This window comes from Haloarchaeobius iranensis, from assembly GCF_900103505.1.
Taxonomy (GTDB): domain Archaea; phylum Halobacteriota; class Halobacteria; order Halobacteriales; family Natrialbaceae; genus Haloarchaeobius; species Haloarchaeobius iranensis.
Genome location: NZ_FNIA01000004.1, coordinates 66,460 through 79,741, shown reverse-complemented (window position 1 = coordinate 79,741; position 13,282 = coordinate 66,460). Strand labels below are relative to the sequence as shown.

The window sequence follows — 13,282 nt, the reverse complement described above, 5'->3', positions numbered from 1 at the left end:
GCACTCGACGGTGTCGCACCCACCAAGGACGCCTTCGTGCTTGACGTGGGGACGACCACGCCGATGACGGCGGTGGCTCGCTCCTGTTCGAAGTGCCCGAATCGCTCGACGCCGAGGAGGGTCGAATCGAGCTGTCGGTCGCCGGCGAGACGGTCGCCTGGACGCTCCCGCCGGCCGTGCTCGCGTCGCTCCGGCGCGCACCGCCGTCGTTCGAACTTCTGGCGTTCGACGTCGAGCCGTCCGACAGCCGTGGCTCGGCCACGTTCACCGCCACCGTCGAGAACACGGCCGAGGTGGACGGCGCCTTCCGTGCGACGCTCAACCAGAGCGGACCGGGGTACGCGCCCCTGGCAACACTGGACGTCCCGGTCGGTGCCGGCGAATCGGTGACGGTAGAGCGGACGGAGTCGCTGTCCGGGGGGACCGGCGGGGAGTGCCGGTTCACGTTCGACTGGCCCGGCGGCACCGAGGCGCGGGTGGTCGACTTCGAGGAGTGAATCGGGACGAAGCAGTTTACAATAACTGCCTGTAGATAGACGAGTAGAGGATGCGGCGAATTGAGTGGCGTTTCGACGCGACAACGTCGACACTGCACCGGGGCCTGGCAGCCCTGCTGTTCGCCTCCTTCGGCGGTGTTTCGCTGCTGCTCACGTACACCCTGAGTCTGGTCGTGCTCGGGAGCGTGGCCGGAGTCGCCGAACGGCCGTTCTCGGTCGTGGTCGGGCTGGTCGTCGCCGTGGCGTACTGGCTCGGCCTCGACGGGCAACTGGACGGCCTCTGGCCGTTTCGTGACTACAGCGTCCACCTCCTGCTCGTCGCCTCAGTCGTCGGCGTGGTCGGGCTGGCGGCCGCCGCGACCGTCTCGTTCGACGCACTCGTCGGCTCGTTCCTCGTCGTGTTCGTCCCCTCGGCGCTCCTCCACGGGACCTGCCGCTCGGCGGGGTCGGTTGACCTCGATACCGGTCTCGTCGAGGTGAACGGTCGTCGCACGACGGTCTCGGACGTCGAGTCTGTCCGGACGGTGTCGTGCGGCGTCGCGACCGTGGTCCGGTTCGAGCTAACGACCGACGCGGACGCACCGCTGTCGACGCCGTTCGTCGTTCGACCCGGTACGGCCCGGGCCCTCCGCCAGCTGCTCGAACCCGACGCTGGGTAACACGAGGTACCGTCGAGTTCACCGCAACCGCGGCGCGAGCGCACCCAGCAGCTTGTTCTCGGCGCGGCGAAGGTGCTCCTCGGCGGTACGGCGGTCCACGCCGAGCGCCTCGCCAAGGTCGGCCGTCGTCGCCTCGCGGGGGATCTCGTAGTAGCCGGCCTCGAACGCGGTCACGAGCGCCTCGCGCTGGCGCGGGCTCAGGTCGGGGAGGACGGCGTCGAGGTCCACAAGCGGCGACCGTCGAGACGGCCGCGCACGGTCGTGCTTTGCCTCGACGGTCACGTCGTGGTCCGCGGCGATGTCGTGGTAGAACCCGGTGAGGTTCGCGGGGTCGAGCGCGAGCACGCGGACGACCTTCGCGCCGCGCTCGTACCGGATCGGCGGGACGAGCAGGCAGTCGTTGGCGGCGACGTACGGCTCGATGGTGTCGTCGTGCTCGCGCAGACAGTCGGCGGTGACGAGCAGCAGTTCGTCGTCGTGGGCGACGGCGTCCGAGACGCCGACGGCGGCCTCGACGTGCTCGCGGACGCCCTCTGCGGGGCCGCGCACGTGGAGCAGGTCCCGGTGGTCGTTGCACCAGAGCTCGACCGAGGCGTCCGTGCCGGCCGTGGCGGCGGCGTAGGGGCTGTCGTCGGCGATTCGGGCCGTGACCTCGTGCATAGCCGACGTTTCGCACGGAGTATTTAAAAATGCCTCCCATAGCTTGGTAATCTCCCTTCGGGTTGGCCGCCGTCTGTGGAGGTATGCAACAGCACGACGAGGGCGGGAGCGACGAAGGAGGCCACGATGTCGGCGAACCGTCCGAACAGTGGCGCGAGTACCAGGGTGCACCGACTGGCACCGACATCGAGTGCAAGGGGTGGCGGCAGGAGGCCGCGCTGCGGATGCTGAACAACAACTTAGACCCCGAGGTCGCCGAGAAGCCCGAGGAGCTCGTGGTGTACGGCGGGACCGGCCGCGCGGCCCGGAGCTGGGACGCCTACGACGCCATCCTGGCGGAGCTGCGGGAGCTCGACGACGACGAGACGCTGCTGGTGCAGTCGGGCAAGCCCGTCGGCGTGTTCCGGACGCGCGAGGAGTCCCCGCGCGTGCTCATCGCGAACTCGAACATCGTCGGCCGCTGGGACAGCTGGGAGCACTTCCACGAGCTGGAGTCGAAGGGGCTCATCATGTACGGCCAGATGACCGCGGGGTCGTGGGCGTACATCGGCACGCAGGGCATCATCCAGGGCACCTACGAGACGCTCGCCGAGCTCGCCCGCCAGCACTACCCCGACAACGACGGCCTGCGCGGGAAGACCGTCGTCACGGCCGGGCTCGGCGGGATGGGCGGCGCACAGCCCCTCGCGGTGACGATGAACCACGGCGTCTGCATCGCGGCCGAGGTCGACGAGGAGCGCATCGACCGCCGCATCGAGACGGGGTACTGCATGGCGAAGACCGACGACCTGGACGAGGCCATCGAGCGCGCCGAGGCGGCCGCGGAGGCCGGCGAGCCGTTCTCCATCGGCGTCCACATGAACGCCGCCGACATGTTCGAGGGCCTGCTGGAGCGCGGCTGGGTGCCCGACGTGGTCACCGACCAGACGAGCGCGCACGACGAGCTGGAGGGCTACTACCCGTCGGGCTACACCGTCGCGGAGGCGGACGAACTCCGCGAGCGCGACCCCGAGCAGTACGTCGAGGAGAGCGTGGACACGATGGAGCGCCACGTCGATGGCATCCTCGCGATGCAGGACGAGGGGGCAATCGCGTTCGAGTACGGCAACAACATCCGCGGCCAGGTCGAGGACCACCGCAACCGGGAGGATGCGTTCGACTTCCCCGGCTTCGTCCCGGCGTACATCCGCCCGCTGTTCTGCCGCGGCAAGGGCCCGTTCCGGTGGGCCGCGCTCTCGGGCGACCCCGAGGACATCCACCGGACCGACGAGGCCATCCTCGAACTGTTCCCCGAGAAGGACCACCTGCGGCGGTGGATCGAGCTCGCACAGGAGCAGGTCCACTTCCAGGGTCTCCCGAGCCGGGTGTGCTGGCTGGGGTATCAGGCAGGCGATGCGCCGGAGGCGAATCGAGACGGAGGCGGCGAAGCCGCCGGAGCAGGCGACGACGATGGTCTCACCGAGCGCGCCCGCTTCGCGCTGCGGATCAACGAACTCGTCGCGGAGGGCGAGATATCCGCGCCGGTCGTCGTCACCCGCGACCACCTCGACGCCGGCTCCGTCGCCAGCCCGAACCGCGAGACGGAGGCGATGCGCGACGGCTCCGACGCCGTGGCGGACTGGCCCATCCTGAACGCGCTCCTGAACACGGCCGCCGGCGCGGACATCGTCTCGGTCCACGACGGCGGTGGCGTCGGCATCGGCAACTCGCTGCACACGAACAACCACGTCGTCCTCGACGGCAGCGAGCAGGCCGCCGAGACGGCAAAGCGCGTGTTCACCACCGACCCCGGCATGGGGGTCATCCGTCACGCGGACGCGGGCTACGAGGAGGCGCTGGCCGAGGCCCGCGAATCGGACGTTCGGGTGCCGATGCGTGACCGCGAGACGACCGACGACACGAGCGGTGGGGACGCCGACGAATGACGGCGTTCACCGCCGCGCGCGACTGGTCGGGCACCTCGTCGGACCCGAACGACGAGCAGTTCGGCCACGTCGTCGAGTCGACCACCCTGTCGTCCGCCGACGACTACGACGCCGTCCTCGTCGGCGAGCCCTACGACGGCGCGGTCATCGGTCGGCAGGGTGCCGCCGACGGACCCGCCGCCATCCGCGAGTCGCTGGCGAGCGTCAAGAGCCACCACTTCGACGCCGGCCCGGCCTCGGCCATCGGCGACCTCGGCGACGTGGCCCTCCCGGCGGCGGGCGGCGTCGCGGCCGTGCAGGACGCGGTCGCGGAGACGACCGCTGCGGTCCACGAGACCGACGCCCTGCCCGTCTTCCTCGGCGGGGACAACTCCCTGACGGTGGCGAACGTCCGTCCGTTGCTCGAGTCGGGAAGCGTCGGCGTCGTCAACTTCGACGCGCATCTCGACTGCCGTGAGGTTCCAGCGGGTGGGCCGACCAGCGGGACGCCGTACCGCCAGCTGTTCGACGCCGGTCTGGACGCCTACGCGCCCGTCGGCGTCCGGCACTTCGAGACCTCGACTGCGTACCACGACGACCTCCGCGAGCGGGGCGGCGAGGTCGTCACCGCGGAGGAGGTCGGCGAGGACACGGTCGCGGCGGCCGACAGCGCGCTCGACGGCCTCGGCGACGTGGACCGGGTGTACGTCTCCGTGGACATCGACGTGCTGGACGCGGCGGCCGCGCCGGGCGCGAGCGCGCCGACGCCCGGCGGGCTGACGTCCCGAGAGCTGTACCGCGCGCTGCGGCTCGTCGCCAGCGACGACCGCGTCGCCGGCTTCGAGATCGTCGAGACGGCACCCTCGCTCGACGCCGACGACGGCCGAACTGTCGACGCGGCCGCCCGCGCCGTCGCCCACGTCCTCGCGGGGTGGTCGGCGTGACGGACCTCGTCGTCTACGACATCGCGGAGCTGGCGGTCGGCCCCGGCACGGACGAACCGATGGAGACCATCGAGAACGCGGCGGTCGCGGTCGAGGACGGCACCGTCGTCTCGGTCGGCGACACCGACGACGTGACCGAGGAGCACCCGCCATCGGCGGCCGACGCGGCCTACGACGCCGCCGGGCGGGCCGTCCTCCCGGGCTTCGTCGACCCCCACACCCACGCGCTGTTCGCGGGCGACCGCTCCGACGAGTTCGAGGCCAAGCTCCGGGGGAAGAGCTACCAGGAGATACTCGCGCAGGGTGGCGGCATCCTCCGGACCGTCGACGCCGTCCGGACCGCCGACGAGGACACGCTGCTCGCGAACCTCCTGTCCCAGCTCGACGTGATGCTCGAGCACGGCACCACGACGGTCGAGGTGAAGTCCGGCTACGGGCTCGACACCGGGACGGAGCTCCGGATGCTCCGGGCCATCGACCGCGCGGACGACCAGCACCCGGTCGATGTCGTGCCGACGTTCATGGGCGCCCACGCGGTCCCGCAGGGGATGGACACCGACGACTACGTCGACGAGGTGGTCGAGGAGCAGCTCCCCGCGGTCGCCGAGCAGGGCATCGCGACCTTCTGCGACGTGTTCTGCGAGGAGGACGTGTTCTCCGTCGCACAGTCCCGGCGGGTGCTGGAGACCGGGATGGCCCACGGGCTCACGCCGAAGGTCCACGCCGAGGAGCTGGCCCACATCGGCGGCACCCAGCTCGCCGCGGAGGTCGGCGCGACCAGCGCGGACCACCTCCTGCACTCGACCGAGGCGGACGTCGACGCGCTGGTCGACGCCGGCGTCGTGCCCGTCTTGCTCCCCGGCACCGCGTTCGGCCTCGGCGCGGAGTACGCCGACGCCGGGATGATGCTCGACCGCGACGCCCCGGTCGCCATCGCGACGGACTTCAACCCGAACTGCCACAGCCACAGCATGGGGTTCGCCCAGTCGCTCGCCTGCGTCGGCATGGGGATGACCCCCGCCGAGGCGCTCCTGGCGAGCACGCACAACGCCGCCGAGGCGCTGGACCTCCCGGCACGGCACGGGACGCTTCGGGAGGGCGCACCGGCCGACCTCGTCGTGCTCGACGCGCCGTCGTTCGTCCACGTGCCGTACCAGTACGGCGTCAACGTCGTCGAGACGGTCTGGAAGGACGGCGACCGCGTGCACGGCTAGTGCTCGGCTTCTCGTTTTGCAGGTGGCGTGGCGGCTCGAATGCGTACATCGCCGGGAGCAGGACTGGAACCGGCCCGACCTCCCGCCCCGCACAGCACCGCACCTCACGCCCCAGCCACTCACCAGGCGCGCGCCGGGCCGACGGTCGGAGGCCATCGCACCCCGGTGGTCGAACTCACAGCCCCAGCCGGAGCGTCCGGTTCGCGAGCAGCGTCAGCAGGCCCAGGGCCATCACGACCGCCAGCAGCGAGAACGCGGTCAGCCACGTCGTGACATCGGAGACGCCGCCGACGACGACGCTGCCGGTCGCGCCGAGCAGCATGTACGCGGTCCGGACGAGCCCGAAGCCGACCCCGCGTTCCTCGGCCCCGAGCAGGTCGATGAACCGGGACTGGATGGGTGCGCCCCACGACATCGAGAGGCCGACGAGCACGGACGCGACGGCGAACGTGGCGATGCCGGCCCCCCGGCTCGCGCCGACCACGAGCAGCGAGTAGCCGACGATGCCGGCACCCATCGTCAGCATCGCCGTCGTGTCGCGCCCCACGCGGTCCGAGAGCGACCCCGTCAGCGGCTGGGTCGCGCCGTGGACGAGGAAGTACAGCGAGAACAGCAGGCTCGCCTGCGTCGTCGACAGCTTCCCGGCCTCGTCGAGGAACGACGGGAGGAACGACGCCGTCGCCTGCCAGGTGAACGCACCGAGGAACGCCAGCAGCGTCGTGTACGCGATGGGCGGCCGCGAGAGCAGCTCGACGAGAGGTTCCAGTGCGAACCGCTCGCGCATCGGCTGGTCGGGCCTGAGCGGCTCGGTCGGCCGGACCTGGGTGGCGAACAGCGCGAAGACGGGGACGGCGGTCACGACGCCGAGCGCGATGGCCCAGCGCCAGCCGAACTGGGCACCGACGAGCGCGGCGACGGGCGGGACCACCAGCCCGGCCATCGGCCCGCCGGCGACGTGGACGCCGATGGCCCGACCCACGTCGTCGAACTGCTTGGCGAGGAACGTCGTCGCGACCGAGTAGTGCAGCCCGGCACCGGCACCGAGGAGCACCGCGCCGACGATGAACACGGGGACCGTCGGCGAGAGTGCGAGCAGGGCGGCGGTGACGCCGGTCGAGCCGACGGCTGCGAGGACGACCCGGCGCTCGCCGTACCGGTCGCCGAGCACGCCCGAGGGGAACTGCGTCAGCGCGTACGCCGCCCACATGCCGGAGAGTGCGAGCCCGAGGATGCCGTAGGAGACGCCGAAGTCGTCGACGACCAGCGGGAGCACCGGGCTGATGGCCAGTCGGGCGACCATCGTCGCGGCGAACGCCAGCGTGCAGGCGACGAGTGCGGTGTACGCGTACCGCCAGTTCACGGCGGCAGTAGCGGGTCGTCGGGAAAGCCGGTTTTGGAAGCGGCCGCGGTCGCCGGTGAGCGCGCACCGTGTCACCGGTGGACGCGGGCAACGGCGCTGCGTTCAACTCCCGTCGGACCGTACGGGGGGCCATGAGCGACGACGACCCACTCGCCGAACTCGCCGCGGCGCTGCGTGAGACCGAGTCGTACCCCGTCGACCGCGTGGCCAACCGCTGGCTCGGGGAGGCCGAGGCCGTCGCCGGGGACCTCGCGGCGGCGGACCTGCCGGGCGAGGTCGTCCGCGAGCGCCTGGGCCACGTCGAACACCTGCTCTCGAACGTCGAGGGCACCGGCTCCGCCGAGGCCGACGAGCTGGTCGAACGGGCGAAGACGCTGACCCAGACCGCCATCGAACAGCACGAGGACTGAACCGAGCGCGGGCGGAGATTGGCGTCAGTCCTCCGGCCACCAGCGCAGCTCCAGCCCGACCGAGCCGCCGACGCCCAACAGCCCGTCCTCCTCGTCGACGACGGCCGATTCGGGCGCCTCGACGGAGACGGTCTCGCCGTCCACGCTCACCACCAGGGTCGCGCCCTCGGCTTCGAGGCTGGTCGCGAGCGCCTCCAGGTCGGCCAGCAGCTCGTCGCGGCCGGCGTCGGTCACGCGGTCGGTCCGGTCCCGGGCGACGCCGCCGAACACCGGGTCGATGTCGACGTCGCGCGAGCGGTTCGAGAGCACGGCGTTGACCGCCGCGCCGACCAGGATGAGCAGGCCGACGACGTAGAGCCAGGTCAGCAGGACGAGGATGCTCGCGACGAGGTTCGCGCCGCTCCCGCCCGACTTGAACGCGGTGAAGACCACCTGTGCGACGGTGATACCGACCGACGCGAGCGCGGTCCCGGGGACCACCTCGACGAGGGAGACGTCCGAGTCGGGGAAGACGTAGTACATCGGGTAGAGCACGATGAACAGCCCGGCGGCGGTCGCGATGCCACGGAGTACCAGTGCGAGGCCCCCGTCCCCCCGCACCGTGACGAGGCTCCCGACGGCGCTCGCGAGCAGGATGGCCACCGCGACGGTGACGAGCAGGAGCAGCCCGTCGCCGAGCTGGTCGGCGAACGTGTTCTCGCGTTCGGTCTCGTAGATGTCCGAGAAGGCGGTGTCGAGCCCGCGGAAGATACGGAGCGTCCCCCAGACGAGGAACGCGACCCCGAGCAGCGAGACCGACGCGTCGGCGTCGGCGAGGCCCTGCTGGATGATGTCGCTCGACTGCTCGGTGAGGACGGCCTGCATCACCGACACCACGGAGTCCTCCAGTGCGACGTTCCGCAGCTGCTGGACGAGGGTCAGGACGAGCAGGAGCAGCGGCAGGATCGAGATGAACGCGTGGTAGGCGATGGAGCCGGCCATGAACGTCAGCTTCTCGGCCCTGATCTCGTGGACGACGGCCGTGACTATCTCGCGGACACGGCGGCGACTGACTCGCATGGGGTGACGAAGGCCGGCCGGGGGGATATAGCTCCGGTGCCTGGCAGGCCTGGGGTGGACGCGACCACGGACACGCGAACGCCGTCACGAGACGGGCGTTTAGGTGCGCCGCCCGAGAATCCGACTCCATGACGGACCACCACGTTCTCGTCGCGGGCGAGACGCTCGTCGACTTCCTGCCGACGCGTCCGGGCCCGCTATCCACGGTGGAGACGTTCGACCGCCGGCCGGGCGGCGCGCCCGCGAACGTCGCCGTCGGGCTCGCCCGGCTCGGACACACGCCGCTGTTCTGGACCCGCGTCGGTGCCGACCAGTTCGGGGCGTTCCTCGCCGACACACTCGCCGACGAGGGCGTCCCAGGCCGGTTCGTCGAGCGTGACTCCGGGGCGAAGACGACGCTCGCGTTCGTCACCCACGACGAATCGGGCGACCGGGCGTTCACCTTCTACCGTGACGGGATCGCCGACACCCGGTTCGAGCCCGGGACCGTCCCCGACGACACCCTCGCGGCCGTGGACCGGGTCGTCTGCGGTGGCGTGCCGCTCGCGACGGGTCGCTCCCGGGCCGCGATGCGGGACCTCCTCGAACGCGCCCGGGCGGCCGGTGAGGAGACGTGGTTCGACCCCAACTACCGCCCCGAGCTGTGGCCCGCCGACGATTTCGGCGACGTGGTCGGCGGCGCGCTCGCCCACGTGGACGTGCTGAAAGCGACCGAGCGGGAGCTCCGCGCGCTCGACCTCGCGGGAGACTCGCCACGAGAGTTCTCGACGGCCGCGACCGGGCGCGGACCCCACACCGTCCTCGTCACCCTGGGCGGTGACGGCGCGCTCGCCGACGCGACAGCCGACGCGCCCTGGGGGCCGGCGACGGTCGAGCACGGCGGGTACGACGTCGACGTGGTGGACACGACGGGTGCCGGCGACGCGTTCTTCGCGGGTGCCGTCGCCCGGGCGACCGCCGGCGACGACTCTCTCGAGTCAGTCCTCTCGTACGCGAACGCGGTGGCGGCCGTGGCGACCACCGCCAGGGGGGCGATGGCCGCGCTCCCGTCACACGAGGCTGTGGTGGCGATGCAGGACTCAGCGTAACGGGGCCGGCCGTGACAGGCTGACCTCGTGGCCGACGGCGTCGTGGTTCCGTGTCGGCCAGTCACCGGTCTTCGTCAGCACCTCGAAGCCGTCCGCGGTGACGAGGACGGTGTCCTCGCTCTTCGCGCCGCGGACGGTCGGGTTCCAGGCGTAGCCCTGGGGCAGGTGGACCACCGCGTCGCTCTCGGGCGTCGCTATCCACTCCCGTCCGGCGAAGCCGGCGGCCCCGCCCTGGTGGTGGTTGCGCCACTCGTCGGGGACGCCGACGGCGTCGTATGCGTCGACGATGGCGTCGAACACGTCGCCGGCGGTGCCGCCGTCGCGGCCGACCGCCCGCGTCGCGGCGAGTGCCGTCGTCTCGACCCTGGCGGCGGCCGCGTGACGCTCGGCCAGCCACTCGGGCTCGTCGAACGCGACGGTCCGGGTACAGCTCGCCGCGAGGCCGCCCCGCGTCGCCGTCACCGAGACGAGCGCGTAGCCGTCGAGGCTGGCGTCGGTGGGCGTGTAGTGACGGTACGCCCCCGCGCGGCGTTCGCCGCCGACGAGGACGACCGGCGAGTCGATACCACGCGCGGTCAGTTCGGCACGGAGCCGGGACGCGACAGCTCGCTCGGTGTCGGAACGAGTGCAATCGCGACAGATGGTCTCGACGGCCGCCGCCACGTCGTCGCCCAGCTCGCGGTACCGCTCCACGTCGTCGTCGGTCACCGGCTGTCGCAGGCCGGTGGCCTCGACATCCGCGAACCCCGGCACGTCGAAGTCGGCGGCTCCGGGGGTCGAGGCCCGCTCGGCGACGGCCGATGCGAGGTCGCTCGCGTGCCACGGGTACGCCTCGACGGGCACGCCGTCGAGTTCCTCGTCCGCCAGCCGGTCGGCCTCGATGTCGTTCGTGACGACGCGGAGGCCGGTCCCGTCGTATCCCACCGCAGCGACGCCGACATCGGCGGCACGGTCGACCGCGTTGTCCCCGCCGGTGAGCCAGACGAAGCTGGTGGGGCGGGCGAACCAGACGGAGGCGAGGCCCCGCTCCGCCAGGAGGTCGTCGAGCCGTGCCAGCTTCGCGTCCACCGTCATCCGTCGACGCTCACCCAGGCTCCGGTCTCGTCGCTCTCGGCGATGGCGTCGAGCACGCGCTGGACGGCCATCGCGTCCTCGAAGTCCGGCTCGTACTGTGTTCCCGAGGCGACGCTTCGCAGGAACTCGGCGTTCTCGTGGACGAACGTGTGCTCCCAACCGACGACGTGGCCCGGCGGCCACCAGTGGTCGACGTACGGGTCGTCCGCGTCGGTGACGAGCACCGTCTCGTAGCCGCGGTCGCCCTCGCGGAGCACCTCCAGTTCGTTCAGCCGCTCCAGCGAGAAGCGCAGGCTCCCCTTCGAGCCGTGGACGGCGACGTGGTGGTCGTTCCTGTGGCCGGTGGCGAACCGCGAGGCCTCGAAGGTGCCCATCGCGCCGCTCGCGAACTCGGCCTGCGCGCTGTAGGCGTCGTCGACGGTGACCGGTTTCGGTTCGCCCGTCTCGGGGTCCGGTCGCTCGTCGACGAACGTCCGCAGGTGGCCGCTCACGCGCTCGATGGGGCCGGTCCGCTCGCCGACGAGGAAGTTCGCCAGGTCGACGGTGTGCGCGCCGAGGTCGCCCAGCGCGCCGGAGCCGGCGAGCTCGGCGTCGTTCCGCCAGCTCCAGGGGGCGTCGGGGTCGACGAGCCAGTCCTGCAGGTACCACCCGCGGAACTGGTGTATCTCGCCCAGCTCGCCGGCCTCGACGAGGTTCTTCGCGTACTGCAGCGCCGGCACGAACCGGTAGTTGAACGCACAGCCGGCCGTGGCGTCGCTGTCTCGCGCCGCCTGGACCATTCGCTCGGCACCCTCGGTCGTCGGCGCGAGGGGCTTCTCGCAGAGGACGTGGGTGCCGGCTTCGAGCGCGGCGACCGACGGCTCGACGTGCAGGAAGTTCGGGCCGAGGTTGTAGAACACGTCCACGTCGTCGACCACGTCGCGCCAGTCCGTCGCGGTGCGGGCAAAGCCCAGGCGCTCTTTCGCCTCGGCGAGGGCGTCCTCGTCGGTCCCGACGAGCACGTCGCGTTCGACCGACGGCGCGTCCGGGAAGAACATCGGCAGGCGAGCGAGGGCGTTGGCGTGGGCCTTCCCCATGAACCGGTAGCCGAGGAAACCGACGGAGAGTGGGTCGTCCATACCCGGGGCGACGACCGACGCCGGGTAAAGCCTTCGCCCGGCCCGACGACGACAGGTTTACGCGCGCCGACCGACCAGTTTCGAACGTGACTCTCCGCGACTCCGTCCGACGGCTGGCCGTCCGACTGGGCCTGGCGAGCACCGGGGTCAGGACGGGGCCCGAGGCCATCCTGGGAACGGTGGCCGAGGACGACAGCCCGACCGAGACGCTCGTCGACGCCGAGGTGTTACGACCCGTCGGCGACGGCCACGTGCTCGTCGACGAGTTCGGGGACCGCTGGCTCGACTCGATGGCTCCGTTCCGCGACGCGACGCCGGAACAGATCGCAGACGGCATCCGGGGTGTCCGGCCGGACGCGACGGTCGGGGTCGAGGACCGCGACGGTCGGCCGACGCTCGTCGTCACGGACGGCTGGGACGGTGGGACGCTCGAACTGTCCCGGGCTGCGGCGATTGCCGACGTGGCGGCGGTCAACACGCTCGCCGGGTCGGACGTCGCACCGCCCGCCCGGCTGGCCTGTCTGCCGCTCCTCAGGCAGCACCTCGACGAGTGTCCTGACTGCGAAGCGACGCTGGTCGAGGAGCCCGATGTCGACGGCGGGAGCACGGTCCGCAAGTGTCCTGACTGCCGGGCGGAACTCGCCCGGTCCTGACCGCGGCCGGCTCACTCGCCGCGGACGAGGGTCACGGGACACGGCGCGGACAGCATGACCGACTGTGCAGTCGACCCGAACACCGCCTTCCCCGTCGGGGAACGGCTCCGTCCCCCGACGACGACGAGGTCGGCCGACTCCTCCTCCGCGAGTTCGACGACGCGTTCGCCGTAGTCGCCGACGCCACCCCTGACGACGACGTCGAGACCTGCCTCGTCGAGGGTCGACCGTATCTCCCGCACCGTCGAGTACCGCTCCGCCACGTCGTCGGCGGTGACCTCGGCGGTGGGGGCGATGTCGAGCTTCTCGCGCACGTCGGCGTACTCGTCGTCGCCGAAGACGTGCGCGAGCACGACGGTCGCACCCGCCGGCCCGGCGATGTCGGTCACCGTCTCCGCCAGTGCGTCGACCCGGTCCTTGTCCCCGCGACCGACCGCGAGCAGTACAGTTTGGAGTGCCATTTCCCCGGCGTACAACCCGACCAGGCATAAAATCGCGGGCTCGTTTACTCGGTTCCGTATGAAAATCCCCACAGTGTCGCACGGTGTCCGTCGACCGGGCTCGGACGGCGGCACTTGAATTGGCCTCCTATAGCTGGTGTAGGTCCCTTCGGTCTGGCGGTCGTTGAGAACCCTATGCACG

General features: G+C 71.5%; 14 protein-coding genes. 8 read left to right on the top strand and 6 right to left on the bottom strand.

Annotated elements, in window-relative coordinates; all coding sequences use genetic code 11:
• The first annotated feature begins 92 nt into the window (after positions 1 to 92).
• Positions 93 to 497 (top strand): hypothetical protein, encoded by a 405-nt coding sequence (locus tag BLT27_RS04535; protein WP_089731853.1) that lies wholly within the window; start codon positions 93 to 95, stop codon positions 495 to 497.
• A 50-nt stretch (positions 498 to 547) separates the two neighbouring features.
• Positions 548 to 1,156, top strand: a complete 609-nt coding sequence (locus tag BLT27_RS04530) for a hypothetical protein (RefSeq protein ID WP_089731852.1) — start codon at positions 548 to 550, stop codon at positions 1,154 to 1,156.
• An 18-nt stretch (positions 1,157 to 1,174) separates the two neighbouring features.
• On the opposite strand, the gene BLT27_RS04525 is transcribed toward BLT27_RS04530, so the two are convergent.
• Complete coding sequence (locus tag BLT27_RS04525) at positions 1,175 to 1,816, bottom strand: helix-turn-helix domain-containing protein (RefSeq protein ID WP_089731851.1); 642 nt, start codon at positions 1,814 to 1,816, stop codon at positions 1,175 to 1,177.
• Positions 1,817 to 1,899: 83 nt separating this feature from the next.
• Here BLT27_RS04525 and hutU point away from each other — a divergent pair, with 83 nt between their 5' ends.
• Genes hutU through hutI form a run of 3 tightly spaced genes read left to right on the top strand, consistent with a single transcriptional unit; the run spans position 1,900 to position 5,878 of the window.
• Complete coding sequence (hutU, locus tag BLT27_RS04520; RefSeq protein WP_089731850.1) at positions 1,900 to 3,741, top strand: urocanate hydratase; 1,842 nt, start codon at positions 1,900 to 1,902, stop codon at positions 3,739 to 3,741.
• The gene (gene hutG, locus BLT27_RS04515; protein WP_089731849.1) at positions 3,738 to 4,664 is read left to right on the top strand and encodes a formimidoylglutamase; all 927 of its coding nucleotides are present in this window, start codon (positions 3,738 to 3,740) and stop codon (positions 4,662 to 4,664) included. The genes hutU and hutG overlap by 4 nt, the downstream gene beginning before the upstream one ends.
• 59 nt (positions 4,665 to 4,723) lie before the next feature.
• Positions 4,724 to 5,878 carry an imidazolonepropionase gene (gene hutI / locus BLT27_RS04510; protein ID WP_089732007.1) on the top strand — a complete coding sequence of 385 codons (1,155 nt, stop codon included), beginning with the start codon at positions 4,724 to 4,726 and terminating at the stop codon, positions 5,876 to 5,878.
• 175 nt (positions 5,879 to 6,053) lie between these two features.
• Here hutI and BLT27_RS04505 read toward each other — a convergent pair whose 3' ends face one another.
• Positions 6,054 to 7,238 (bottom strand): MFS transporter, encoded by a 1,185-nt coding sequence (locus BLT27_RS04505; protein ID WP_089731848.1) that lies wholly within the window; start codon positions 7,236 to 7,238, stop codon positions 6,054 to 6,056.
• A gap of 131 nt (positions 7,239 to 7,369) precedes the next feature.
• Here BLT27_RS04505 and BLT27_RS04500 point away from each other — a divergent pair, with 131 nt between their 5' ends.
• On the top strand, positions 7,370 to 7,648 hold the full coding sequence (locus BLT27_RS04500; protein WP_089731847.1) for a DUF8152 family protein: 279 nt from the start codon (positions 7,370 to 7,372) through the stop codon (positions 7,646 to 7,648).
• A 24-nt stretch (positions 7,649 to 7,672) separates the two neighbouring features.
• Here BLT27_RS04500 and BLT27_RS04495 read toward each other — a convergent pair whose 3' ends face one another.
• Positions 7,673 to 8,707 carry a YihY/virulence factor BrkB family protein gene (locus BLT27_RS04495; protein WP_089731846.1) on the bottom strand — a complete coding sequence of 345 codons (1,035 nt, stop codon included), beginning with the start codon at positions 8,705 to 8,707 and terminating at the stop codon, positions 7,673 to 7,675.
• 128 nt (positions 8,708 to 8,835) lie between these two features.
• Here BLT27_RS04495 and BLT27_RS04490 point away from each other — a divergent pair, with 128 nt between their 5' ends.
• Positions 8,836 to 9,795, top strand: coding sequence for a carbohydrate kinase family protein (locus BLT27_RS04490; protein ID WP_089731845.1), 960 nt, complete (start codon positions 8,836 to 8,838; stop codon positions 9,793 to 9,795).
• Here the strand turns inward: BLT27_RS04490 and BLT27_RS04485 are convergent.
• Both BLT27_RS04485 and BLT27_RS04480 read right to left on the bottom strand, forming a co-directional pair.
• The gene (locus BLT27_RS04485; protein ID WP_089731844.1) at positions 9,787 to 10,869 is read right to left on the bottom strand and encodes a M24 family metallopeptidase; all 1,083 of its coding nucleotides are present in this window, start codon (positions 10,867 to 10,869) and stop codon (positions 9,787 to 9,789) included. The two genes, BLT27_RS04490 and BLT27_RS04485, sit on opposite strands and share 9 nt — an antisense overlap.
• A complete protein-coding gene (locus BLT27_RS04480) occupies positions 10,866 to 11,987 on the bottom strand; it encodes a Gfo/Idh/MocA family protein (RefSeq protein ID WP_089731843.1) in 1,122 nt (373 codons plus the stop codon). The genes BLT27_RS04485 and BLT27_RS04480 overlap by 4 nt, the downstream gene beginning before the upstream one ends.
• Positions 11,988 to 12,073: 86 nt before the next feature.
• Here BLT27_RS04480 and BLT27_RS04475 point away from each other — a divergent pair, with 86 nt between their 5' ends.
• The gene (locus BLT27_RS04475; protein WP_089731842.1) at positions 12,074 to 12,640 is read left to right on the top strand and encodes a DUF8054 domain-containing protein; all 567 of its coding nucleotides are present in this window, start codon (positions 12,074 to 12,076) and stop codon (positions 12,638 to 12,640) included.
• A gap of 11 nt (positions 12,641 to 12,651) precedes the next feature.
• On the opposite strand, the gene BLT27_RS04470 is transcribed toward BLT27_RS04475, so the two are convergent.
• Positions 12,652 to 13,101: a universal stress protein gene (locus BLT27_RS04470; protein ID WP_089731841.1), complete on the bottom strand. Its 450-nt coding sequence runs from the start codon at positions 13,099 to 13,101 to the stop codon at positions 12,652 to 12,654.
• Positions 13,102 to 13,282 lie beyond the last annotated feature (181 nt).

What these genes read in the sequence shown, in the direction of transcription:
- BLT27_RS04530 (WP_089731852.1), top strand. Translation starts at nt 548, where the DNA reads ATGCGGCGAATTGAGTGGCGTTTCGACGCGACAACGTCGACACTGCAC.
- BLT27_RS04525 (WP_089731851.1), bottom strand. Translation starts at nt 1,816, where the DNA reads ATGCACGAGGTCACGGCCCGAATCGCCGACGACAGCCCCTACGCCGCC.
- hutU (WP_089731850.1), top strand. Translation starts at nt 1,900, where the DNA reads ATGCAACAGCACGACGAGGGCGGGAGCGACGAAGGAGGCCACGATGTC.
- hutG (WP_089731849.1), top strand. Translation starts at nt 3,738, where the DNA reads ATGACGGCGTTCACCGCCGCGCGCGACTGGTCGGGCACCTCGTCGGAC.
- hutI (WP_089732007.1), top strand. Translation starts at nt 4,724, where the DNA reads ATGGAGACCATCGAGAACGCGGCGGTCGCGGTCGAGGACGGCACCGTC.
- BLT27_RS04500 (WP_089731847.1), top strand. Translation starts at nt 7,370, where the DNA reads ATGAGCGACGACGACCCACTCGCCGAACTCGCCGCGGCGCTGCGTGAG.
- BLT27_RS04495 (WP_089731846.1), bottom strand. Translation starts at nt 8,707, where the DNA reads ATGCGAGTCAGTCGCCGCCGTGTCCGCGAGATAGTCACGGCCGTCGTC.
- BLT27_RS04490 (WP_089731845.1), top strand. Translation starts at nt 8,836, where the DNA reads ATGACGGACCACCACGTTCTCGTCGCGGGCGAGACGCTCGTCGACTTC.
- BLT27_RS04485 (WP_089731844.1), bottom strand. Translation starts at nt 10,869, where the DNA reads ATGACGGTGGACGCGAAGCTGGCACGGCTCGACGACCTCCTGGCGGAG.
- BLT27_RS04480 (WP_089731843.1), bottom strand. Translation starts at nt 11,987, where the DNA reads ATGGACGACCCACTCTCCGTCGGTTTCCTCGGCTACCGGTTCATGGGG.
- BLT27_RS04470 (WP_089731841.1), bottom strand. Translation starts at nt 13,101, where the DNA reads ATGGCACTCCAAACTGTACTGCTCGCGGTCGGTCGCGGGGACAAGGAC.